This is a genomic window from Bradyrhizobium sp. ORS 111 (assembly GCF_045571485.1).
In the GTDB taxonomy this organism is placed as follows: Bacteria; Pseudomonadota; Alphaproteobacteria; order Rhizobiales; family Xanthobacteraceae; genus Bradyrhizobium.
In genome coordinates this window covers 3382536-3406725 of record NZ_CP120701.1, presented here as the reverse complement: position 1 = coordinate 3406725, position 24190 = coordinate 3382536, and the positions used below count along the sequence as shown (strand labels likewise).

Sequence of the window (24190 nt, the reverse complement as noted above, 5' to 3'; positions counted from 1 at the left end):
CCGCAGCACCGAAAGAAAGCAGCAAAAAGGCCGGCGCAAAGCCGGCCTTCTCGTTTGTTACCGTAGTTCTGCGGGCCCTTATTCGGCCGGCGGCAGCGCCAGCGGCTCCGCTTCCGGGGCCGTCGGCACGATCGCCGCCTGCTGCTTCTCGCGCTCGTCGAGGATCAGCTTGTCGCGCTTCATTGCGACTTCGCGGATCCGCGCCATCGAGGCGCCGGTGCCGGCCGGGATCAGGCGGCCGACAATGACGTTCTCCTTGAGGCCTTCGAGCGGGTCCACCTTGCCATTGACGGCAGCTTCAGTGAGCACGCGCGTGGTCTCCTGGAACGATGCCGCCGAGAAGAAGGAGCGGGTCTGCAAGCTCGCCTTGGTGATGCCGAGCAGAACCGGCGTACCCGTGGCGGGCTTCTTGCCCTCCTCCTTGGCCTTGGTGTTGAGCGCGTCGAACTCGATCTTGTCGACCTGCTCGCCCGAGATCATGTCGGTGTCGCCCTGATCGGTGATCTCCACCTTCTGCAACATCTGACGGACAATCACCTCGATGTGCTTGTCGTTGATGAGCACGCCCTGCAGCCGGTAGACCTCCTGGATTTCGTTGACCAGATAGGCAGCGAGCTCCTCGATGCCCTTGATCGCCAGGATGTCGTGCGGTGCCGGGTTGCCTTCGACGATGAAGTCGCCCTTTTCGACGATATCGCCGTCCTGAAGGTGGATGTGCTTGCCCTTCGGGATCAGGTACTCGCGCGGCTCCTCGGTCTTGTCCAACGGCTCGATCGAGATGCGGCGCTTGTTCTTGTAGTCGCGGCCGAAACGGATCGTGCCCGCGGTCTCCGCGATGATCGCCGCGTCCTTCGGCTTGCGAGCCTCGAACAGTTCCGCCACCCGCGGCAGACCGCCGGTGATGTCGCGCGTCTTGGCGCTCTCGGTCGAGATACGCGCCAGGATGTCGCCGGGCATGACCTTCGCGCCGATGTCGACCGACAGAATGGCGTCGACCGACAGCATGTAGCGGGCATCGCCGCCACGCGCGAGCTTCATCACCTTGCCATCCTTGCCCTTGACCACGATGGCCGGACGCAGGTCCGAGCCGCCGCGCGTCGTGCGCCAGTCGATGACCACGCGCTTGGCGATACCGGTGGACTCGTCGAGCGTTTCCGAGATCGACTGGCCCTCGACGAGGTCCTCGAACCCGATCGTGCCCTCGACTTCGGTCAGCACCGGGCGGGTGTAGGGATCCCACTCGGCGATGCGCTGGCCGCGCTTGACCGTGTCGCCTTCGTCGACGTGCATGCGCGAACCGTACTGGATACGGTGGGTCGCACGCTCGGCGCCGTCGGCATCGACGATCGCAACGACCATGTTGCGCACCATCGCGATCAGGTGGCCTTCGCTGTTGCGGGCGATTGCCTTGTTCTTGATCACGATCTTGCCGTCGAAGTTCGACTCGACGAACGACTGCTCGTTGAGCTGCGCCGCGCCGCCGATGTGGAACGTGCGCATCGTGAGCTGGGTGCCCGGCTCGCCGATCGACTGCGCCGCGATGACGCCGACGGCCTCACCGTGGTTGACCGGGGTGCCGCGGGCCAGATCGCGGCCGTAGCACTTGCCGCAGATGCCGTTGATCAGCTCGCAGGTCAGCGCCGAGCGGATCTTCACCTCCTGGATGCCGGCCTGCTGGATCGCGTCGACATGGCTCTCCTCCATCAGCGTGTCGCGCTTGACGATCACGTTGTTGGTGGCGGGATCGCGCACGTCATCGCAGGCCACGCGGCCCAGGATGCGCGAGCCGAGCGAGGCAACGACCGTGCCGGCGTCGACGATGGCGCGCATCTTGATGCCGAGCGTGGTGCCGCAATCGGACTGCGTGATGATGCAGTCCTGCGCGACGTCGACCAGACGGCGGGTCAGGTAACCCGAGTTCGCGGTCTTCAACGCGGTGTCCGCGAGGCCCTTGCGGGCGCCGTGGGTCGAGTTGAAGTACTCGAGCACCGACAGACCTTCCTTGAAGTTGGAGATGATCGGCGTCTCGATGATCTCGCCCGACGGCTTGGCCATCAGGCCGCGCATGCCGGCGAGCTGGCGCATCTGCGCCGGCGAACCACGCGCACCGGAGTGCGCCATCATGTAGATCGAGTTGATGTCGGCGTCGGCTCCGCTCGCCGTCTTCTTGGTGGCGGAGATTTCCTTCATCATCGCCTTGGCGATCTCTTCGGTCGCCTTCGACCAGGCGTCGACGACCTTGTTGTACTTCTCGCCGTGGGTGATCAGACCGTCGTTGTACTGCTGCTCGAAATCCTTCGCCAGCGTACGGGTCGTATCGACGATCTTCCACTTGCCGTGCGGCACGACCATGTCGTCCTTGCCGAACGAGATGCCGGCCTTGAACGCGTTGTAGAAGCCGAGCGCCATGATGCGGTCGCAGAAGATCACCGTCTCCTTCTGGCCGCAGTGACGATAGACCTGGTCGATGACGCCGGAGATCTCGCGCTTGGTCATCAACTTGTTGATGATGTCGTACGAGATCTTCGAGTGCTTCGGCAGCAGATTGCCGAGCATGATGCGGCCCGCAGTGGTCTCGATCCAGCGCTTGGACGGCTTGCCGTCCTCGCCGAGCCCCTCCCACCGATACTTGATCTTGGTGTGGAGGTGGATGACCTTCGAGTGCAGCGCATGCTCGAGCTCGGCCATGTCGCCGAAGATCTTGCCCTCGCCGGGCAGACCCTCACGCATGATCGAGACGTAGTACAGACCAAGCACGATGTCCTGCGACGGCACGATGATCGGCTGGCCGTTCGCGGGATGCAGGATGTTGTTGGTCGACATCATCAGGACGCGCGCTTCGAGCTGCGCTTCGAGCGACAGCGGAACGTGCACAGCCATCTGGTCGCCGTCGAAGTCGGCGTTGAAGGCGGCGCAGACCAAAGGATGCAGTTGGATCGCCTTGCCCTCGATCAGCACCGGCTCGAACGCCTGGATGCCCAGACGATGCAACGTCGGCGCGCGGTTGAGCAGCACCGGATGCTCGCGGATCACCTCATCGAGGATATCCCAGACCTCCGGACGCTCCTTCTCGACCAGCTTCTTGGCCTGCTTCACCGTGGTGGAGAGGCCCTTGGCGTCGAGCCGCGAATAGATGAACGGCTTGAACAGCTCGAGCGCCATCTTCTTCGGCAGGCCGCACTGATGCAGGCGCAGCTCGGGACCGACCACGATCACCGAACGGCCCGAATAGTCGACGCGCTTGCCGAGCAGGTTCTGGCGGAACCGGCCCTGCTTGCCCTTCAGCATGTCGGCGAGCGACTTCAGCGGACGCTTGTTGGCGCCCGTGATGACGCGGCCGCGGCGGCCGTTGTCGAACAGTGCGTCGACGGCCTCCTGCAGCATGCGCTTTTCGTTGCGGATGATGATGTCGGGTGCGCGCAGCTCCATCAGCCGCTTCAAGCGGTTGTTGCGGTTGATGACGCGGCGATAGAGATCGTTGAGGTCCGAGGTCGCGAACCGGCCGCCGTCGAGCGGCACCAGCGGACGCAGGTCCGGCGGGATCACCGGCACGACCGTCATGATCATCCATTCCGGCTTGTTGCCGGAGACGCGGAACGCCTCGACGATCTTCAGACGCTTGGCGAGCTTCTTGTGCTTGATGTCGGAATCGGTCTCCGCCATCTCAGCGCGCAACTGCGCCTCGAGCTTGTCGAGGTCGAGCCCCTTGAGCAGCTCGCGGATCGCCTCCGCGCCGATCATGGCGGTGAAGGAATCCTGGCCGTACTCGTCCTGCGCCTTCAGATACTCGTCTTCCGACAGGAGCTGACGGTCCTTCAGCGCGGTCAGACCCGGCTCGAGCACGACGTAGTATTCGAAGTAGAGGATCCGCTCGAGATCCTTCAGCGTCATGTCGAGCAGCAGACCGATGCGCGACGGCAGCGACTTCAGGAACCAGATGTGGGCGACCGGTGCGGCCAGCTCGATGTGGCCCATGCGCTCGCGCCGGACGCGCGACAGCGTCACCTCGACCGAGCACTTTTCGCAGATGATGCCCTTGTACTTCATCCGCTTGTACTTGCCGCACAAGCACTCGTAGTCCTTGATCGGACCGAAGATGCGCGCGCAGAACAGGCCGTCACGCTCCGGCTTGAACGTGCGGTAGTTGATGGTCTCCGGCTTCTTGATCTCGCCGTAGGACCACGACAGAATCTTCTCCGGAGACGCGATCGAGATCCGGATCTGGTCGAAGACCTGGGCCGGCGTCGTCGGATTGAAAAGATTCATAATCTCTTGGTTCATGGTCTTCTCCTCGCGTGCCGATCGTCACCGGCAGCAAATTCGAAACTTTTATTCGGCCCGCGCCCCGCTCAACGTCCGAGCGGAGTGCGAAGGCCCGGCGCTGTCGCGCCGGGCATAGATCGCAGCGTTACTCGGCCGCTTCCGACGTCGGCGCCGGTCCCATCTTGGAATTGTGCAGGTCGACGTTGAGGCCGAGCGAGCGCATTTCCTTGACCAGCACGTTGAACGATTCCGGAATACCGGCCTCGAAAGTGTCGTCGCCGCGCACGATCGCCTCGTACACCTTGGTACGGCCGGCGACGTCGTCCGATTTCACCGTCAGCATTTCCTGCAGCGTGTAGGCGGCGCCGTAGGCTTCGAGCGCCCAGACCTCCATTTCGCCGAAACGCTGGCCGCCGAACTGCGCCTTGCCGCCCAGCGGCTGCTGGGTGACGAGCGAGTACGGACCGATCGAACGCGCGTGGATCTTGTCGTCCACCAGGTGGTGCAGCTTGAGCATGTAGATGTAGCCCATCGTCACCTTGCGATCGAACGCATCGCCGGTACGGCCGTCATAGACGGTCGACTGGCCGGAGGCGTCGAAGCCGGCAAGCTTCAGCATCTCCTCGATGTCGGTCTCCTTGGCGCCGTCGAACACCGGAGTGGCGATCGGCACGCCGTGGCTCAGATTGCGGCCGAGCTCGACCAGCTCGTTGTCGTTCAGCGACTTGATGGTTTCATCTTCGCCGTAGATCTTCTTCAGGGTCTCGCGCAGCGGCTTGAGATCCTGCTTGTGATAGTAGGCGTCGATGGTCTGACCGATGCGCTTGCCGAGGCCGGCGCAGGCCCAGCCCAGATGCGTCTCCAGGATCTGGCCGACGTTCATGCGCGACGGCACGCCGAGCGGGTTCAGCACGATGTCGGCGTGGGTGCCGTCCTCGAGGAACGGCATGTCCTCGATCGGAACGATCTTCGACACCACACCCTTGTTGCCGTGACGGCCGGCCATCTTGTCGCCGGGCTGGATCTTGCGCTTCACCGCGACGAAGACCTTGACCATCTTCATCACGCCGGGCGGCAATTCGTCACCGCGCTGCAGCTTCTCGACCTTGTCGAGGAAGCGCTGCTCGAGGCCCTTCTTCGACTCGTCGTACTGCTTCCGCATGGCCTCGATCTCGGCCATCAGCTTGTCGTTCGGCGAGGCGAACAGCCACCACTGCGACTTCGGATACTCGTCGAGCACCGCGCGGGTGATCTTGGTATCCTTCTTGAAGCCCTTCGGGCCGGCGATGCCCTGGCGGTTCTCCAGGAGCTCGGCAAGGCGATTGTAGACGTTGCGGTCCAGGATCGCCTGCTCGTCGTCGCGGTCCTTGGCCAGACGCTCGATCTCCTCGCGCTCGATCGCCAGCGCACGCTCGTCCTTGTCGACGCCGTGGCGGTTGAACACGCGGACTTCCACGATCGTGCCCTGCACACCGGGAGGAACACGAAGCGAGGTGTCGCGGACGTCGGAGGCCTTCTCGCCGAAGATGGCGCGGAGCAGCTTCTCTTCCGGCGTCATCGGGCTCTCGCCCTTCGGCGTGATCTTGCCGACCAGGATGTCGCCGGCGCGGACTTCCGCACCGATGTAGACGATACCGGCTTCGTCGAGGTTCTTCAGCGCTTCTTCCGAGACGTTCGGAATGTCGCGGGTGATTTCCTCAGGCCCGAGCTTGGTATCGCGGGCCATCACCTCGAACTCCTCGATGTGGATCGAGGTGAAGACGTCGTCTTTCACGATCCGCTCGGAGAGCAGGATCGAGTCTTCGAAGTTGTAGCCGTTCCACGGCATGAACGCGACCAGCACGTTGCGGCCGAGGGCGAGCTCGCCGAGATCGGTCGACGGACCGTCGGCGATGATGTCGCCCTTCTTGACGATGTCGCCGACCTTCACCAGCGGACGCTGGTTGATGCAGGTCGACTGGTTGGAGCGCTGGTACTTCATCAGCCGGTAGATATCGACGCCCGACTTGGTCGGATCGAGATCCTCGGTGGCGCGGATCACGACGCGGGTGGCGTCGATCTGGTCGACCACGCCGGAACGGCGCGCGGCGATCGCGGCACCCGAGTCACGGGCCACCACGCCTTCCATGCCGGTGCCGACGAACGGCGCCTCGGCGCGAACCAGCGGCACCGCCTGGCGCTGCATGTTCGAGCCCATCAGAGCGCGGTTGGCGTCGTCGTTCTCGAGGAACGGGATCAGGGCCGCGGCGACCGAAACGAGCTGCTTCGGCGACACGTCCATGTAGTCGACCTTGTCGGGCGTGATCGGCAGCACTTCGCCGGCGTGACGGCAGACGATCAGGTCTTCCGTGAAGCGCCCCTTGGCATCGAGCGGCACGTTGGCCTGCGCGACGCGATAGCGGCCCTCTTCCATCGCCGAGAGGTAGACCACCTCGTCGGTGACCCGGCCGTCCTTGATCTTGCGATAGGGCGTCTCGACGAAGCCGTACTTGTTGACGCGCGCGAACGTCGCCAGCGAGTTGATCAGACCGATGTTCGGACCTTCCGGCGTCTCGATCGGGCAGATACGGCCGTAATGCGTCGGATGCACGTCGCGGACCTCGAAGCCGGCACGCTCGCGGGTCAGACCGCCCGGGCCAAGCGCCGACAGGCGCCGCTTGTGGGTGATCTCCGACAGCGGGTTGGTCTGGTCCATGAACTGCGAGAGCTGCGAGGAGCCGAAGAACTCGCGCACCGCGGCGGCCGCGGGCTTGGCGTTGATCAGGTCCTGCGGCATCACGGTGTCGATGTCGACGCTCGACATGCGCTCCTTGATCGCGCGCTCCATGCGGAGCAGACCGATCCGGTACTGGTTCTCCATGAGCTCGCCGACCGAGCGCACACGACGGTTGCCGAGATGGTCGATGTCGTCGATCTCGCCCTTGCCGTCGCGCAGGTCGACCAGCGTCTTGATGACCGCCAGGATGTCTTCCTTGCGCAGCGTGCGATGGGTGTCAGGCGCATCGAGCTCGAGGCGCATGTTCATCTTGACGCGGCCGACCGCGGACAGGTCGTAGCGCTCGGAATCGAAGAACAGCGACTGGAACATGGCCTGCGCCGAGTCCAGCGTCGGCGGCTCGCCCGGACGCATCACGCGGTAGATGTCGAACAGCGCGTCCTCGCGCGTCATGTTCTTGTCGGCCGAAAGCGTGTTGCGGATGTAGGCGCCGACATTGACGTGGTCGATGTCGAGCAGCGGCAGGTCCTTGTAGCCCTGCTCGTTCAGCACCTTGAGCGACTTGTCGGTGATCTCCTCGCCGGCCTCGGCGTAGATCTCGCCGGTCTTCGGATTGACGAGGTCCTCGGCAAGATAATTGCCGACCAGTTCCTCGTCCGCCATCCGCAGCGCCTTCAGGCCCTTCTCCTGAAGCTGACGCGCCTGGCGCACGGTCAGCTTCTTGCCGGCCTCGAGCACCACCTTGCCGGTGTCGGCGTCGATCAGGTCGTTGACGGTCGAATAGCCGCGGAAGCGGTTGGCGTCGAACGGCACGCGCCATCCGTCCTTGGTCCGCTTGTAGGTGATCTTCTTGTAGAAGGTCGAGAGGATCTGCTCGCCGTCGAGACCGAGCGCGTACATCAGCGAGGTCACGGGAATCTTGCGGCGGCGGTCGATGCGCGCGAACACGATGTCCTTGGCGTCGAACTCGATGTCGAGCCAGGAGCCGCGATACGGAATCACGCGCGCGGCAAACAGCAACTTGCCGGACGAATGGGTCTTGCCCTTGTCGTGGTCGAAGAACACGCCGGGCGAACGGTGCATCTGCGAGACGATGACGCGCTCGGTGCCGTTGACGACGAAGGTGCCGTTCATCGTCATGAGCGGGATGTCGCCCATGTAGACGTCCTGCTCCTTGATGTCCTTCACCGACTTGGCGCCGGTTTCCTCATCGATATCGAACACGATCAGGCGCAGCGTCACCTTGAGCGGCGCAGCAAAGGTCATGCCGCGCTGACGGCACTCGTCGACGTCATACTTCGGCGGCTCGAACTCGTAGCGGACGAATTCGAGCATCGAGGTGCCGGAGAAATCCGAGATTGGAAACACCGAGCGGAACACAGCCTGCAGGCCCTCGTCCGGGCGACCGCCGGCCGGCTCGTCCACCATCAGGAACTGGTCATAGGACGCCTTCTGAACCTCGATGAGGTTCGGCATCTCTGCGACTTCCTTGATGTGACCAAAAAACTTGCGTACGCGTTTGCGACCGGTGAATGTCTGCTGCGCCATCGTGGCCTCTCATTTTCGTCGCCTTTGTGGGGCGAACCTTCCGGGACGCGACTGCCATCGCCCCCGGGTTGAATTTCGAATCGCCTCGAAGGAACGAAGCCCAAATTCAGGAATTAAATCCCCAACCCGGACCGGCGGCCTTCAAAACGCAAAACGACGCGCGGGGCGCATGCCTGCACCCGCTCGTCCAAACCTTCCGCTTCACGGACTGAAAAAGCCCGAAATCTGACTGTCTCCCAACGGCTTCCGCCGGGAGACCCTGCCGCTCCCGCCGCCGACCGTGTTTTTCCGCTGCCGACCCGATATGGGTAGGCAATAATGGAGATTCGAGGGTTAAGTCTACGATTCCCCACACTTTCTTGTGTCCACTACGCCACGCGGCAATCCGTCGCATGCCGTTTGCACGATCCGGGGCGCTGACCGCGCTCCCGGGTTCTGCAGTGCTCGTCCCTGCTCCGCCCGTGCCGCCATGACCGGAACCCGGCTCTCGCGCCCCGTTCGGGCAGACCCGGGCCCGCTGTCGCGCGCCCGGGATTTCGCCCAGATAACCAGCGGTTACTTGAGTTCGACCTTGGCGCCAGCCTTCTCGAGCTGGGCCTTGATCTTGTCGGCTTCTTCCTTGTTGACGCCTTCCTTGAGCGGCTTCGGAGCGCCTTCGACGAGGTCCTTGGCTTCCTTCAGGCCCAGGCCGGTGATAGCGCGGACTTCCTTGATGACCTCGATCTTCTTGTCGCCGGCGGCAGCCAGCACGACGGTGAAGTCGGTCTTCTCTTCAGCCGGAGCGGCAGCAGCGCCGCCGGCGGCCGGACCGGCCACCGCAACGGCGGCAGCGGCGGACACGCCCCACTTTTCTTCGAGGAGCTTGGCGAGTTCGGCCGCTTCGAGCACGGTGAGGCTCGAGAGGTCGTCGACGATTTTCTGCAAGTCAGCCATTGATCAGTTTCCTTAAACGTTTGGTTCGAACCAGGTTTGAGATTAGCGAAGGGGTCAGGCCGCTTCGCCCTTTGAGGCATGAGCCTGAATGACGCGTGCGAGCTTGGCCGCGGGCGCGTTGGAGAGCTGAGCGAGCTTGGTCGCCGGCGCCTGGATGAGGCCGACAAGCTTGCCGCGCAGTTCGTCGAGCGACGGCAATGAGGCGAGCGCCTTCACGCTGTCGACATTCAGGACGGTTTTACCCATCGAGCCGCCGAGGATGACGAACTTCTCGTTCGCCTTAGCGAATTCGATGGCAACCTTTGGCGCCGCGACCGGATCGTTGGAAGTTGCGATCACGGTCGGCCCCTTCAGCAGGGAGCCGATGGAAGCGACGTCAGTGCCTTCAAGAGCAATTTTGGCGAGACGGTTCTTCGAGACCTTTACCGACGCGCCCGCCTGCTTCATCTGCATGCGCAGCTTCTGCATCTGGGCGACGGTGAGGCCGGAATAATGAGCAACGATCGCGACGCTCGTGGTCTTGAAGACCTCGTTGAGCTGTTCGACCGCCTCTTTTTTTGCCGCTCGTTCCACAGCAAGCTCTCTCCGGTTGGCGGCCTTTCCGCGAGGACAGGACCGCCGGGTTGCACCCATCGTCCCACCCAAAACCTGATCCGTCGGGCGTGAGCCCTTCGGACATGCCGGGCAAGACGACGTTCTAGAAGCCTGCCCTCCCAGGACCTTGCGGCCATGGGCTGTCGAGGTTCGAACCAAATCAGCGCCCAGCCGCGAGGCGATCGCGAACTGGAATGCGAAATCCGGTCTTCACCCGTCTATGCAGGCCATGCGATTAAGCCGTTGAAAACACGAAGTTCTCGCTGGCGCCTGCAGTCTCGGACAGGATCGAGGCGATTCGGCTCTGCCGAACGCCCCTGCTCACGTTCCGTTTGAAGCGACGGGGTCCCTTCCTCTCGACGTCCTTGCGGGCATGCGGAAAGGAATGGTCTCCTATCGTCTCGGGTTTTCGGAATGCGAGCACGGACATGCCAGCAACCGCTGGCACGCCCGGAAGCGCGGTATTTAGCGAGTCTCGTCCGACTTGCCAAGAGCAAAATTCAGACCAGTTCGAATTGGCCTCACGCGCCAAAACAAAGGGCGGAACCGGTTGCCCAATTCCGCCCCGCTTTATCGCATGACTTGGAAAGATCTTAGCCGAGGATCGTACCCGGCTCGACCTTCACGCCCGGGCCCATGGTGGAGGAAACCGCCACGCGCTGGATATAGGTGCCCTTGGAGCCTGCCGGCTTCGCCTTGGCGACCGCATCGGCGAGCGCCTTGACGTTCTCGACCAGCTTGTCCTCGGAGAACGAGGCCTTGCCGATGCCGGCCTGCACGATGCCGGCCTTCTCGACGCGGAATTCGACCGAGCCGCCCTTGGCACCCTTCACGGCGCTGGTGACGTCCATGGTCACGGTGCCGATCTTCGGGTTCGGCATCATGCCGCGCGGACCCAGCACCTTACCGAGGCGACCGACCAGCGGCATCATGTCGGGGGTGGCGATACAGCGGTCGAAATCGATCGTGCCGCCCTGCACCTTCTCGACCAGATCTTCGGCGCCGACGACGTCGGCACCGGCGGCCTTGGCTTCCTCAGCCTTGGCGCCGCGCGCGAACACGCCGACGCGGAGCGTACGGCCGGTTCCATTGGGCAGGTTCACGACGCCGCGGACCATCTGATCGGCGTGGCGCGGATCGACGCCGAGATTGATCGCGATCTCGATCGTCTCGTCGAACTTCGACTTGGCGCGCTCCTTGACCATCTTGATGGCATCCGCGAGCGGGTAAAGCTTCTCGCGATCAATACCTTCGCGGGCTTTCTTCAAACGCTTTCCGATTGACATGGCGCCTTACCCCGCAACTTCCAGACCCATCGAGCGGGCCGAGCCCTCGACCATCTTCATGGCCGCTTCGACGGTGTCGCAATTCAAGTCCTTCATCTTCTTCTCGGCGATCTCGCGCACCTGCGCCTTGGTCACCTGACCGGCCTTGTCACGGCCCGGCGCCTTCGAGCCGGACTGGATCTTGGCCGCCTGCTTGAGGAAGTAGGACATCGGCGGCGTCTTCATCTCGAAAGTGAAGGAACGGTCCGCATAGATGGTGATGATCACCGGAATCGGGGTGTTCTTCTCTTCCTTCTGGGTCTGCGCGTTGAACGCCTTGCAGAACTCCATGATGTTGAGACCGCGCTGACCAAGCGCGGGACCGATCGGGGGCGACGGGTTCGCCGCACCGGCCGGGACCTGAAGCTTCAGGTATCCGGTCACTTTCTTTGCCATTTATCACTCCTGTTGTGCCGGACGGTGCCGGCGGTTTCAGGTTCCGTGGTTCGGTTGAAGGGGCTGGCGACCACCTCCCGCCTCCCACGGCCTTTGCTGACGCGAGGCATATACCCCGCGCCGTCCGGTCAGACCACCTTTTCGACCTGACCGAATTCCAGTTCGACCGGCGTGGCGCGGCCGAAGATCGACACCGCGACCTTCACGCGCGAGCGCGCCTCGTCGATTTCTTCCACCACGCCCGAGAACGACGCGAACGGGCCATCGGCCACGCGTACGTTCTCGCCGATTTCGAACGACACCGACGCCTTCGGCCGCTCCACGCCCTCCTGCACCTGATGCAGGATACGCATGGCCTCGGCCTCCGAGATCGGCATCGGCTTGTTTTCGGCGCCGAGGAAGCCGGTCACCTTCGGGGTGTTCTTGATTAGATGGAACGCCTCGTCGGTCAACTTCATCTTCACCAGCACGTAGCCCGGGAAGAACTTGCGCTCTGCGTCAATCTTGCGGCCGCGGCGCACCTCGGTGACCTTTTCGGTCGGCACCAGAACCTGCTCGAACAGCTCCTCCAGGCCGCGCTGCTTGGCCTGCTCGCGGATCGACTCCGCGACCTTCTTCTCGAAGTTCGAATAGGCGTGGACGATGTACCAGCGCTTGTCCATCAATTGAGTTCCGATGCTCATCAGTGGATGCCCAGTATCATGGTGATCAGGTAGCGGATGATCTGATCCGCGGCGAAAAAGAAGATCGAGGCCAGCGCCACCATCACGAACACCATAATGGTGGTGATGGTCGTCTCGCGGCGCGTCGGCCAGGTGACCTTGGCGGTCTCCGAGCGCACTTCCTGCAGGAATTTGAACGGGCTGAAAGCCATCGTGAGATCCGCGTCCGTCACCGAACGATTTGCAAAGCTTCAAGGAATCCGAACAGCCGATGTTGAGGACCCAGCCCTCGTTTGGAAGGTTGAGCCGATGAACGAGCTCGATTGTTCGGGGAATTAGGCCGCGCCGGATATCCGCCATCAAAGCGGGCCGGCTGCGAGTTCGGGCTATCTACTGCGGGACCGGCCAAACGTCAAGGTCGGCGGGGACGCACCGGGCGCCTGCCCGGCTCGGGCCGATCGGGTGTTGGCCTCTCCAAATCAAGGGCTTAGCCGGCGCCCGGCGATATCCCGACGTCCTGCCGAGATCATCGTCGCCCCTCTCGTCGCGCCTAGACCAGGACGGGTTTTGGCGGCAGCAGCATCGAGACGAGCAAGCCACTCGGCTCCCGCGGCCTCAGTGCGATGCTGCCGCCATGGCGCTTGGCAATATCTTGTGCAATCGACAGCCCCAGCCCGAAGCCGCCCTCCTGCCGTGCGCTGTCGGCCTTGAAGAAGGGCTCGAACACCTTGTCGTGCAGCGCCGCCGGGATGCCGGGTCCGTCGTCAGCCACCTCGATCTCGATGTGGTCGGACGCCGTGGGCCGCAGCGCCACCATGATCGTGCTGCCGTGCTTGACCGCATTCTCGACGATGTTGGTGACGGCGCGCGACAGCGCACGGGGCCGACAGACATAGGGCAGCCGTACCGGCCCGGCATAGGATACCGCGTGGCCCATGTCGGCGAAATCCGAACAGATGGTCTGCAGGAAGCTCGGCAGGTCGATGCACGAGACCGCCTCCAAGCGGGCATCCTCGCGCAGATACTCCAGCGTCTCGTTGATCATGCGGGTCATCTTGGCGATATCGGCCAGCATCGCCGTGCGCAGGGTATCTTCGCTGACGCGCTCCGAGCGCAACCTCAGTCGCGTCAGCGGCGTCCGCAGGTCATGACTGATCGCAGCCAGCATGCGGGTGCGGTCGTCGAGCAGCGCTGCGATACGCGTACGCATGTCGTTGAGCGCGTCCGCGACCTGGGCGATTTCCAGCGGACCGCGGCGGCGCAGCACCTCGGCAGCCCGCGGCGAGCGGCCGAACGAGGTCGCCGCGCGCGCGACCTCGGCCAGCGGCGCGATCACCCAGCGCACCGCATAAATCGACAGCAGCACCATGGACATCAGCACGATGATCGCGCCCGCGGCCGCCGGGCGGACCAGAAAGGACCAAAAGCCGCCTTTGACCGTGACGTCGGCCATCAAGGCGTGGCCGTCGTCGAGCTTCACGACCACCTGCGACGACGAGCCTGCCGGGTGGCGGAGCCCCTCCAGCAATTCAATTCCCGGCTCGGCCGCGAGCTGCCGAAACGCGCGCATGGAAAACGATCGCATGTCACCGGCTGTTCGCGGCACGAGTTCGCCCAAGGCGACGCGCCTGACGTCGAGACCGCCGCGTCTGGCTGCCGCCAGCAGTTCATCCGCGTCGGTCGGCGTCTTCGCGGAACGCAGCAGCAGCGTGAGCTCCGCGACCCGCCCCGCCAGGAACTTCTGTGTGTCGGTGACCGAGGGAGCGTCGAACAGAAAAATCACGGTCGCCGCTGCGAGCGTGACGCCGATCAGTTCCGAGAGCGCGACGAGGCTCGTGAGTTGCGCGGCGATGCGGCGCGGCATCAGCCGTTGCGTCCATCCCATCAGATTTGCTCGACTGCCGGCGTGAACACGTATCCGCCGAGCCGCACCGTCTTGATCATCGAGCGGTCCTTCGGATCCGGCTCGATCTTCTGCCTGATGCGGCTGATATGAACGTCGACGCTGCGCTCGACCGATGCGATCAGGCCGCCGAAGGCCTGCTCCATCAATTGCTCGCGCGACAGCACCTGACCCGGATTGCGGCAAAACGCCAGCAGCAGGTCGAACTCGGCCCCGGTCAGCGTGATGCGGACGCCTGCGGGGTCATGCAGTTCACGCGTGGTCGGATTGATGCGCCATCCGGCGAAGGTCAAAGGGCGCGGCCGCGAGCGCGATGCAGCGCCGCTCTCGACCCGCCGCAACAGCGCGCGGATGCGCGCCACCAGCTCGCGCGAATTGAACGGCTTGGTGACATAGTCGTCGGCGCCGAGCTCGAGGCCGAGGATGCGGTCGATGTCCTCGCTCCGCGCCGTCAGCATGATGATGGGAATCGAGGACGATATGCGCAGGCGTCGGCAGATGCTCAGCCCGTCCTCGCCCGGCAGCATCACGTCGAGCACGATCAGATCGAAGCTCTCGCGCTTGAGCAGCATATCCATCTCGACGGCCGAACCGACCAGGACCGGTCTGAAGCCGTTGTCCTCCAGCACCTCGGCCAGCATGTGCGCGATATCGGCATCGTCCTCGACGCAGAGAATGCGCGCGTTGGTGACGGGGAAAGCCACGAGGTCATATTCCAGGATTTGCATCACGGCATTTTAGAGGCATCTGCCGCAGATGCGCAGCCACGCAAATATAGCGTTTTGTTAAGCGTGCGCGGCCAAATGTGGCTCAAATAGGTCGCGCGGTTTCGCGCGCTACATCTGACTTAATATCTCTTAATCCCGACCTCGGCGGCCCTGCTCTACCGTGACACGCGATCGTTTTTGGGGTGAGCGGTCGTTCGAGGGGTTTCATGAAAGTCGAATTTCTGCCGGGCGCTGCGGCTGATGCGCAGGGCACGGACCAGGTGCGGCTCGATCGCCGGTACAATCGGCCATCCTCGTTCGCCGGTGCCGCAGTCGCGGTTGCGTTGTTGTCGGGCTGCGCCAGCGCACCGATGACCAAAGGCGGGTCACTGGCATCCTACGACAAGCTGACCCCGTCCGACGGGCTGCTGGCGAAATCGCTGGTTCACGTCAACAAGGACGACGTGCTTGCCGCGAAGACGGTGCGGATCATGCCGACGAGCTTCTCGCAGTCGGCCTCGCCGACGCTGTCGCAAGAGCAGCGGCACCTCGTCGCCAACGCGATCGACCGCTCGCTCTGCATCGGCCTCAGCGATCGGCTCGAGGTCGTTGCTCCCGATCAGCCCGCTGATCTGACCGTGCACGCGCTCGTCACCCAGGCAGCGCCCACCGACGAGGTCGCCGCAGGCGCCTCCAAGGTCATCGGCTTTCTGCCGACCGCACTGAGCGCCAACGTCCCCGTACCGATACCGCGGTTGCCGATCGGTCTCGGTAGCCTGACCGTTGAGGCCGAGGCGCGCGATCCGACCAGCCGCCAACAGGCGGCGATGGTCTGGGCACGCGGCGCGAATTCCTTCACCAACTCGCCAAGGGTTTCGAGCGCCGCCGACGCCTACGATCTCGCTTCCTCCTTCAGCGACGATTTCAGCAAGCTCGTCGTCACCGGTGCGACGCCATTCGGCAAGCCGCCGGAATTGCCCTCATTCGACAAGATCGGCGCCACGCTCGGCGGCAAGCCGAAATACGCCGCCTGCGAGGTGTTCGGCCGCAACCCCGGCCTGATCGGCATGGCCGCCGGCAAGCTTGGCCTGCCGCCGGAATGGTCGGACAAGGCGCCGGCGACGGCCAGCCAATAGCCGGCTTATCCGGCAAAGCTCTTCTGCACGGCCTGGTCGAGCGTGGCGCTGCCGACATAGCGCTGGCGCAGCTCGCGCTTGAGCAGCTTGCCGCTCGGGTTCTTCGGCAGGCTGTCGACGAAGATGACCCGCTTCGGCACCTTGAAATGCGCCATCGCGCCGGCGCAGTGCTTGATGACGGCGTCCTCGTCGAGGCTCGCGCCGGCCTTGACCACGACGATCGCCGTCACCGCCTCGATCCAGCGCGGATCGGGCAGCCCGACCACCGCCACCTCCGACACCGCGGGCAACCGGTAGATCATCTCCTCGACCTCGCGGCTTGCGACATTCTCGCCGCCGCTCTTGATCATGTCCTTCACGCGGTCGACGACGGTGATGTAGCCGTCGGCGTCGACGGTCGCGAGATCGCCGGAGTGGAACCAGCCGCCTGCGAATGCCGCCGCGGTCTTGACCGGATCGTTGTAGTAGCCGGAGAGCAGATGCGGCGAACGGTGCACGATCTCGCCGACTTCGCCCACCTTGACGTCGGTCATGTCAGGATTGACCACCCGCGTCTCGACATTGATGGCGGGCTTGCCGGCCGAACCGGCCTTCGGCAACTGATCCTCCGGCGTCAGCACGGTTGCGAGCGGCGCAATCTCGGTCTGGCCGTAGAAATTCCAGAACTTCACGTCGGGCAGCCGGCGCTGCAACTCGAGCAATACCTCGACCGGCATGATCGAGGCGCCGTAGTAACCCTTGCGCAGCGTCGATAGATCGGTGCGATCGAACCCGGGCGAGCGCAGCATCGCGATCCAGATCGTCGGCGGCGCGAAGAACGCATTGATCTTGTGGGCTGCGATCAGCGCCAGGATGTGGTCAGCCACCGGCTTGCCGGTGATCAGGCTAGTGGCCCCGAGATAGATCGCGGGTCCCAGGAAGACGTCGAGCTGCGCGCAATGATAGAGCGGCAACGCGTGCAGCACGTTGTCGTCGGTCGCCATGCCGCCATCGATGATGCAACTGACATACTGCCACATCACGGCTTCATGGGTGAGGATGGCCCCCTTCGGCAGCGATTCGGTGCCGCTGGTGTAGATGATCTGTGCGGGGTCGCGACTGTCGACCGATGCATCGGGCGTGGAGGCGTCGCTGTGCAACAGGCCGTCGAAGGTCTTGATGCCCTCAGGCGCTGCGGCAGGGTCCTCACCCGGCAGCCAGATCAGCGTTTCGACGGCGGAGCCCTTGGCGGCCGCGGCGCGCGCGGTATCGACAAAGTCCGGCCCGACCGCGAGCAGCTTCGCGCCCGAATTGGCGAGGATGAAGTTGATCTCGTCCGGGTTCAGCATGAAGTTGATCGGCACCAGGATGGCGCCGATCCGCGCCACGGCGAAGCGCAACGCCGCGAAGGCATGCGAGTTGCGCGACAGCACGGCCACACGATCGCCCTTTGCAATGCCGAGCCCGAGCAAGCCGCGCGCCAGCCGGTTGCAGATCGCGTCCATCTCCGCGAAGGTCCACGTCACCTCGCCGCAGATCAGCGCCGTCTTGCTTGGATAGCGCCGCGCGGACCGGCGCAAGAGGTCGCCGATGCTGTGCTCGCGGGCGCCCCGGATGGTTGCTGCGATATCTCCACTCATTTGTGTCCCTCCCGAATGTGCTTGTTGTCGTTGTTCTGATTTGTCCCGCCGCCTACTGTCGGGCTGCGTAGGCGTGCTCCATGTACATGTGCTCGACCGAGCGATCGAGCGACGCGATCTTCTCGAAGCCGCGCCGCCAGTCTTGCAAATGCCGCCGCGTCCAGACGACGCCGGCTTCCTTGTCGCGCCGCTTGATCGCATCCAGCAGATGACCGTGCGCTTCGACGAGGCGGGCGCCGCCCTCGGGCACGCCGGCGACGATCATCTCGGTGGTCGGAAAGAACAGTTGCGCCGCCGGCTCGCGGGCAAGCTGGAGCACGCGGTTCTGCGAGGCCTTCGCCATCAGCACGTGGAATTCCGCATCGAGCTCGGCAAGCGCTGCGGGATCGCCCACCACCTCGGCGCTGCGCGCGAGATTGCCGGCGAGCTCGGCGATGTTTTCCTCGGTCGCGCGCTCCACCGCGCCTTCGACGCTCGCGACCTCCAGCGTCATCGAAGCCTCGAACAATTCGCGGAACGTCACCTCGTGCAGGATCAGCGCACGCGACAGCCGCGTTGCGAGCTTGTTGTAGCGCGGCAGGCAGGCCTGCAGCCGGCGGCTGGAATCACGCCGGATCAGCCCGCCCTCCTCCAGCACGCGAATGCCTTCGCGCACCGTCGAGCGATTGACTCCGAATTGCTCGACGAGCTGCTGCTCGGTGCCGATCGGTTCGCCCGGCTTGATCCGGCCGTTGACGATTTCCCGTTCGATCGCGTCGGCGACCTTCTGGTAGGCCGGCGCGACATCGATGCGCCGGAAGAGCGGCGTGGCGGGCACCTTGGGCTCCCGTTTGTTGCTTGTCCGACAAAGGATAGGCGAACGCTCCAGGAGCGTCAAATGGCGCCAGTTCGGCCGAATTGTCGCAGTATGGCACCGTGAATTGACTCCCAAACGGCTCAAATCTAGCTTTGTCGGACAAACCGATAAGACACCTTCGGGAGGCATCACGTCATGAAATCCATCGTCACTCGTCTGTCCGCAGCCGGCCTGCTCGCCGCAGCGCTGGCGGGCCCGGCGCTTGCGCAGCAGGCGCCGCTCAAGATCGGCGTGCTGACCGATTTCCAATCGGTCTATTCCGACATCGGCGGCGCCGGGAACGTCGAGGCCACCAAGATGGCGATCGAGGATTTCGGCGGCTCGATGTTCGGCAAGCCGATCGAGATGGTCACCGCCGACCCGCTCAACAAGGCCGACGTCGCCGCCACCATCACCCGCAAATGGTACGAGGCCGAGGGTGTCGACATGATCATCGACATGCCGACATCGGCGACCGCGCTCGCCGGCATGGAGATGTCGAAGCAGTTCGAGAAGATCATGATCGTGACGGACGCCGCGAGTTCCGACATCACCGGAAAGTCCTGCTCGCCCTACACGCTGCACTGGACCTACGACACCTACGCCAACGCCCACACCGTCGGCAGCGCGATCGTGAAGAACGGCGGCGACACCTGGTTCTTCATCACCGCCGATTACCTGTTCGGCCATTCGATCGAGCGCGACACCGGCGATGTGGTCCGCGCCGCCGGCGGTAAGGTGATCGGCAGCGCACGGCACCCGCTCAACACGCCGGACTTCTCGTCCTTCCTGCTGCAGGCCCAGGCCTCGAAGGCCAAGATCATCGGGATGGCCAATGGCGGCGCTGACACCATCAACACCATCAAGCAGGCGGCCGAGTTCGGCATCGTCGCGGGCGGGCAGAATCTCGCCGGTATCGTGATGTTCATCTCCGACATCCACAGCCTCGGGCTGAAGCTGGCGCAGGGCCTGATCATCACCGAGGCCTACTATTGGGATCTCAACGACCGCACCCGCGCCTTCGGCAAGCGCTTCTCCGAGCGCATGAAGCGGATGCCGACCATGAACCAGGCCGCGACCTACAGCGCCACGCTGCACTACCTCAATGCCGTGAAGGCCGCCGGCACCAGGGACACCAAGCCGGTGCTCGCCAAGATGCGCGAGACCCCGGTCCGCGACGCCTTCACCGACAACGGCGTGGTCCGCGAGGACGGCCGCATGGTGCACTCGATGTTCCTGTTCGAGGTGAAGAAGCCCGAGGAATCGAAGGGACCGTGGGACTACTACAAGGTGCTCGCCGAGGTGCCCGGCGACCAGGCCTTCCGCCCGCTGAAGGACGGCGGCTGCCCGCTCATCAAGTGAGCGAAAAAGATCATGGCCGGGGTCCGGGACCTCGGCCAACTCTTTCAAATTGTTCGGTAAAGGCTGGCAGGAGTGGAGAGGCTCGAACTCCCAACCCCCGGTTTTGGAGACCGGTGCTCTACCAATTGAGCTACACTCCTGCGGGGAACCGGCGTCGCCGCCGGTTCGCGCCGTTTCAAGCACAGGGCATGGCCGCTTTGCAAGGGCGAAGCGGTGAACCTCCTGTTCAATGCAGAACTTCTGCGCCAGACTTCGGCGATCACCCCTCGCCGGCACCCCGCCGCAACAATCACAAGAGCACAGGGAGAGACCATGAACGCTCAAACCGCCACGCAACGCGTCGCCAGCCCCAAGACCCCGTCCCTCCCCCTCACCAAGCCCGAATCAATCGGGCTGTCGAGCGCGCGGCTGCAGGCGATGTCGGACACCTTCAAGCGCGAGGTCGACAAGGGCAACACGCCCGGTGTCACGGTGCTGGTGGCACGGCGCAGCCAGATCGGCTGGTTCGACGCGATCGGCCGGCAAAGCCCGGCGGCCTCCGCGCCGATGGCGCATGACACCATCTTCCGCATCTTCTCGATGACCAAGCCGATCGTCTCGGTCGGCATCATGATGCTGCTGGAAGACGGTCACTTCCTGCTCAGCGACCCCGTCGCGAAATTCATCCCGGAATTTGCCGAGACCAAGGTCGGCGTCGAGCGCGACGGCAAGCTCGAGCTGGTTCCGGCCAAGCGGCAGATGACGATCCAGGACCTGCTCCGCCACACCTCCGGGCTGACCTATGACCACACCGGCAACGGCCTGGTGCAGCAGCTTTACCAGCAGTCGCGGCTGCGCAGCCGCAAGATCACCAATGCCGAGCACGCCACGATGCTCGCTGGCATGCCGCTGGTCTGCCAGCCCGGCGCCGAGTGGAACTACAGCCGCTCCACCGACATCCTCGGCCGTATCATCGAGGTCGTCAGCGGCAAGACGCTCAGCGCGTTCCTGACCGAACGCATCCTTGCTCCGCTGCAGATGACCGAGACCGCGTTCCACACACCCGAAGCCAACGCCGGCCGGCTCGCCGAGGCCTTTGCGAACGATCCCTGGACCAACGAGAAGGTGCAGCTCTTCAACATGCTGGAGAAGCCGGCGATGGAATCCGGCGGCGGCGGCCTGGTCTCGACCACGATGGACTACGCGCGCTTCGCGCAGATGCTGCTGAACCGTGGTTCGCTCGACGGCACCAGGATCATCGGCCGCAAGACACTCGAGCTGATGGCGTCGGATCATCTCGGTTCCGATGTCAAGATCCAGGGCACGCTGGTATCCCCCGGCCACAGCTTCGGCCTCGGCTTCGCCGTGCGCATGCAGCAGGGCATGGCGCCGTTCTCCGGCTCGGTCGGCCAGTTCTTCTGGAGCGGCATGGCCGGCACGTTCTTCTGGATCGACCCGAGCGAGGACCTGATCGCGGTCTTCATGATGCAGGGTCCCGGCCAGCGCGAACATTTCCGCTCGCTGGTGCGCAACGGCGTGTATGCGGCGGTGGAGTGAGTTCGGCACTGCCGCCCCATCCGACACTGTCATGTCGCGCGCAGGCGGGGCATGACAGTGCGCCGTGTCGGTCGTGATAAACCGAGGCGTCTCCGCGTACTGGATCACCCGCCTTCGCGGGTGATGACCAGTTGAGTGTATGGCGCGCTTTGCGCACCAACGTCGGCGTCAGCTAATCGTCGCGCCGCCGTCGATTACCATGGTCTGGCCGGTCATGAAGTCCCCCGCGCGCGAGCCCAGGAACACGGCCGCGCCTGCGATCTCGTCCGGCACGCCGATCCGCAGCAGCGGCGAGCGCGAGGTCGAGGCCTTCAGATTGTCCGGATTGTCCCACAGCGCCTTGGCGAAATCGGTCTTGATCAGGCCGGGGGCGATGCAGTTGACCCGGATATTGTGCTTGCCGTACTCGCAGGCGAGGTTACGCGCGAGCTGCATATCGGCGGCCTTGGAGATCGCGTAGGCGCCGAGGATGGTCGAACCCTTCAGGCCGCCGATCGAGGACACGATGATGATGGAGCCGTCCTTGCGCTCGATCATCTGCGGCACCACCATCGAGATCAGCCAGTTGTTGGCCACGATGTTGTTGTCGAGAATCTTGCGGAACTGATCATCGGAGATGCCGGCAAGCGGACCGTAATACGGGTTCGACGCGGCATTGCAGACCAGCACGTCGATCTTGCCGAAGGCGCGGTTGCTCTCGTCGACGAGGTTTTGCAGGTTTTCCTTCGAGGAGATGTTGGCAGCGATCGCAACCGCGGTGCCCTTGCCGTAGGTCTCGTTGATCTCCTTTGCGACCTGATCGCAGACATCGGCCTTGCGCGAGGAGATCACGACTTTGGCGCCGTGCTCGGCCATGCGCTCGGCAATGGCGCGTCCGATGCCGCGTGTCGAACCGGTGATGACGGCGACTTTCCCCTTCATGTCGAACAAGGTCATGTTTCTCTCCCAGATCTAAGATTTTGAATTCTGCGTCGAGCTTAAGCAGCGTTGAGGTGTTGCGATAGCGGCATCACGCAAGCTTGCCCGCTGGTCTGACTTCCGGCCCGGACGGCTGATGCATCGCGGCGTGCCTGGGATCGGCGATCCAGGGCTGCTGATTCACCATCGGCAGCCGCCACGTGGAAAAGCCCGGTGCGGCGATGTGATCGAGCCGCGTCACCGAGACATTGTCGATGTCGAAGGACAGCCCCCGCTCCGGCTGCCCGCCGAGCGCAAGACCCACCGCGGCTCTGATCACACCGCCATGACCGACCGCAATCACATCCTTGCCCGATTCCTTCGCGTTGATGCGAACGATCGCGCGACAGACGCGCGTGTAGAGGTCCATGAAACTCTCGCCGCCGGGCGCCGGCTCGTTGACGTCGGCGAACCAGGCATTGCCGGGCGGACGGCTGGCGAGCAGCGCGGTGCGGTTCATGCCCTGCCACTGGCCGAGATGCTGCTCGGCGAAGTCGCGCTCCTGCGTCATGCTCTCCGGTTTCGGAAAGTCGGCGGCCCAGATCGCTTCCGCCGTCTGATGCGTGCGCTTCAAATTGCTCGAGTACCACACCGCATTGCGCGGCAGGATTTTTGCGACCGCTTCGAACACTTCCGTGTCACCGGTATCGCACTCGATATCGGCTTGGCCGTAGATGTTGCCGCCGTCGCTGCGCACCGGCGCGTGGCGCACCCACCACCACCGCGTCACGGTCACGTTGGACTTGTCTGGGTTGGACATCGGATGAGCCCTTCAATAGTGTCCCACGTCGCTGTACGTCACGCCGCACATCGTCTCAAGTGCTTCGGACGTTTGAAATCTTGTTTGAATTCCGTCGCGCGGCAGGCGCCACGGATCACGCCACCAGGGAGAAGCGCATGGGCCGCCTCGAAGGCAAATCCGTCATCATCACCGGAGCGGGAAGCGGCATCGGCCGCGCCGCATCTTTGCTGTTCACCAAGGAAGGCGCCAGGCTGATTGCGGTCGATCGCACCGTCGGGGTCAATGAAACCGCAAAGCTCGTGCGCGATGCCGGCGGCACCGTCGAGGCCGTGACGGCCGATGCAGGCTCCGAGGCTGACGTGAGAGCCTTCATCGACAAGGCGGTCACGAAATACGGCAAGCTCGATGCGATCTGGGCTAATGCCGGCGTCAGCGGCGGCCTGGTGCCACTCGCCGACCAGACCGTGGAGCATTGGCAGGAAGTGCTGCGCGTCAACCTGATCGGCCCGTTCCTCGCCATCAAGCACTCGATCCCGCACATGACCAAGCAGGGCTTTGGCTCGATCATCTGCACGGCCTCGGTCGCAGGTCTGAAGGCCGGCGCCAGCGGCCATCCTTACGGCGCCAGCAAGGCCGGCGTCATCAGCCTGGTGCAGACCACCGCCTACTCGCTCTCCGGCACCGGCGTGCGCATCAACGCGGTCTGCCCCGGCCTGATCGAAACCGGGATGACGAAACCCGTCTTCGACCGCGCCAAGGAACGCGGCACCTCCGACAAGATCGGCCAGCTCAATCCGCTGAAGCGTGCCGGCCAGCCCCACGAGCTCGCCGCGATGGGCCTGTTCCTGGCAAGCGACGAAGCATCCTACGTCAACGGCCAGGCCATCCCGGTCGACGGCGGCCTCACCGCTTCGATGCCATATACGGGCAGGCCGGTTTAGCAACCAAAGCCTCCA

The 24190-nt window shown here is 64.0% G+C and carries 18 protein-coding genes and 1 tRNA gene; 4 read left to right on the top strand and 15 right to left on the bottom strand.

All coding sequences use genetic code 11. From position 1 onward, the window contains the following. Positions 1–78 precede the first annotated feature (78 nt). The 10 genes from rpoC to P6U30_RS15620 all read right to left on the bottom strand — a co-directional run bounded on the left by rpoC (position 79) and on the right by P6U30_RS15620 (position 15068). Positions 79–4281, bottom strand: a complete 4203-nt coding sequence (rpoC, locus tag P6U30_RS15665; RefSeq protein ID WP_407151924.1) for a DNA-directed RNA polymerase subunit beta' — start codon at positions 4279–4281, stop codon at positions 79–81. A 127-nt stretch (positions 4282–4408) separates the two neighbouring features. Next, positions 4409–8527 (bottom strand): DNA-directed RNA polymerase subunit beta, encoded by a 4119-nt coding sequence (rpoB, locus tag P6U30_RS15660; RefSeq protein WP_407169851.1) that lies wholly within the window; start codon positions 8525–8527, stop codon positions 4409–4411. A gap of 555 nt (positions 8528–9082) precedes the next feature. Then, entirely contained in the window at positions 9083–9460 is a 378-nt protein-coding gene (rplL, locus tag P6U30_RS15655) for a 50S ribosomal protein L7/L12 (protein WP_016847588.1), read from the bottom strand. A gap of 54 nt (positions 9461–9514) precedes the next feature. After that, on the bottom strand, positions 9515–10033 hold the full coding sequence (gene rplJ / locus P6U30_RS15650; protein WP_407151922.1) for a 50S ribosomal protein L10: 519 nt from the start codon (positions 10031–10033) through the stop codon (positions 9515–9517). A gap of 614 nt (positions 10034–10647) precedes the next feature. Next, positions 10648–11340, bottom strand: coding sequence for a 50S ribosomal protein L1 (rplA, locus tag P6U30_RS15645; protein WP_407151921.1), 693 nt, complete (start codon positions 11338–11340; stop codon positions 10648–10650). A 6-nt stretch (positions 11341–11346) separates the two neighbouring features. After that, the gene (gene rplK / locus P6U30_RS15640; RefSeq protein ID WP_027583240.1) at positions 11347–11775 is read right to left on the bottom strand and encodes a 50S ribosomal protein L11; all 429 of its coding nucleotides are present in this window, start codon (positions 11773–11775) and stop codon (positions 11347–11349) included. Positions 11776–11903: 128 nt separating this feature from the next. Then, the gene (nusG, locus tag P6U30_RS15635) at positions 11904–12437 is read right to left on the bottom strand and encodes a transcription termination/antitermination protein NusG (RefSeq protein WP_016840553.1); all 534 of its coding nucleotides are present in this window, start codon (positions 12435–12437) and stop codon (positions 11904–11906) included. A 20-nt stretch (positions 12438–12457) separates the two neighbouring features. After that, on the bottom strand, positions 12458–12649 hold the full coding sequence (secE, locus tag P6U30_RS15630; protein ID WP_407151920.1) for a preprotein translocase subunit SecE: 192 nt from the start codon (positions 12647–12649) through the stop codon (positions 12458–12460). Positions 12650–12987: 338 nt separating this feature from the next. Then, complete coding sequence (locus tag P6U30_RS15625; protein ID WP_407169850.1) at positions 12988–14322, bottom strand: ATP-binding protein; 1335 nt, start codon at positions 14320–14322, stop codon at positions 12988–12990. Beyond that, positions 14322–15068: a response regulator gene (locus P6U30_RS15620; protein ID WP_407169849.1), complete on the bottom strand. Its 747-nt coding sequence runs from the start codon at positions 15066–15068 to the stop codon at positions 14322–14324. Before P6U30_RS15620 ends, P6U30_RS15625 begins: the two co-directional genes overlap by 1 nt. Positions 15069–15274: 206 nt before the next feature. Between P6U30_RS15620 and P6U30_RS15615 the strand changes: the two genes are divergently transcribed. Beyond that, complete coding sequence (locus P6U30_RS15615) at positions 15275–16183, top strand: DUF3313 domain-containing protein (protein WP_407169848.1); 909 nt, start codon at positions 15275–15277, stop codon at positions 16181–16183. A gap of 5 nt (positions 16184–16188) precedes the next feature. Here P6U30_RS15615 and P6U30_RS15610 read toward each other — a convergent pair whose 3' ends face one another. Both P6U30_RS15610 and P6U30_RS15605 read right to left on the bottom strand, forming a co-directional pair. After that, positions 16189–17802, bottom strand: a complete 1614-nt coding sequence (locus P6U30_RS15610; RefSeq protein ID WP_407169847.1) for an acyl-CoA synthetase — start codon at positions 17800–17802, stop codon at positions 16189–16191. A 52-nt stretch (positions 17803–17854) separates the two neighbouring features. Then, positions 17855–18619, bottom strand: a complete 765-nt coding sequence (locus P6U30_RS15605) for a FadR/GntR family transcriptional regulator (protein WP_407169846.1) — start codon at positions 18617–18619, stop codon at positions 17855–17857. A gap of 174 nt (positions 18620–18793) precedes the next feature. On the opposite strand from P6U30_RS15605, the gene P6U30_RS15600 reads away from it, so the two are divergent. Further along, positions 18794–19999 carry an ABC transporter substrate-binding protein gene (locus P6U30_RS15600; RefSeq protein WP_407169845.1) on the top strand — a complete coding sequence of 402 codons (1206 nt, stop codon included), beginning with the start codon at positions 18794–18796 and terminating at the stop codon, positions 19997–19999. 64 nt (positions 20000–20063) lie between these two features. On the opposite strand, the gene P6U30_RS15595 is transcribed toward P6U30_RS15600, so the two are convergent. Continuing rightward, positions 20064–20139: transfer RNA gene (locus tag P6U30_RS15595), tRNA-Trp, on the bottom strand. Positions 20140–20311: 172 nt separating this feature from the next. Here P6U30_RS15595 and P6U30_RS15590 point away from each other — a divergent pair. Continuing rightward, on the top strand, positions 20312–21535 hold the full coding sequence (locus P6U30_RS15590) for a serine hydrolase domain-containing protein (RefSeq protein WP_407169844.1): 1224 nt from the start codon (positions 20312–20314) through the stop codon (positions 21533–21535). 168 nt (positions 21536–21703) lie between these two features. Here the strand turns inward: P6U30_RS15590 and P6U30_RS15585 are convergent, their stop codons facing one another. Together P6U30_RS15585 and P6U30_RS15580 are read right to left on the bottom strand one after the other, a co-directional pair. Continuing rightward, positions 21704–22471: an SDR family NAD(P)-dependent oxidoreductase gene (locus P6U30_RS15585; RefSeq protein ID WP_280977333.1), complete on the bottom strand. Its 768-nt coding sequence runs from the start codon at positions 22469–22471 to the stop codon at positions 21704–21706. 73 nt (positions 22472–22544) lie between these two features. Next, positions 22545–23252: a histidine phosphatase family protein gene (locus P6U30_RS15580; RefSeq protein WP_407169843.1), complete on the bottom strand. Its 708-nt coding sequence runs from the start codon at positions 23250–23252 to the stop codon at positions 22545–22547. Positions 23253–23389: 137 nt separating this feature from the next. Here P6U30_RS15580 and P6U30_RS15575 point away from each other — a divergent pair, with 137 nt between their 5' ends. After that, on the top strand, positions 23390–24175 hold the full coding sequence (locus tag P6U30_RS15575; protein WP_407169842.1) for an SDR family NAD(P)-dependent oxidoreductase: 786 nt from the start codon (positions 23390–23392) through the stop codon (positions 24173–24175). Positions 24176–24190: the final 15 nt, after the last annotated feature.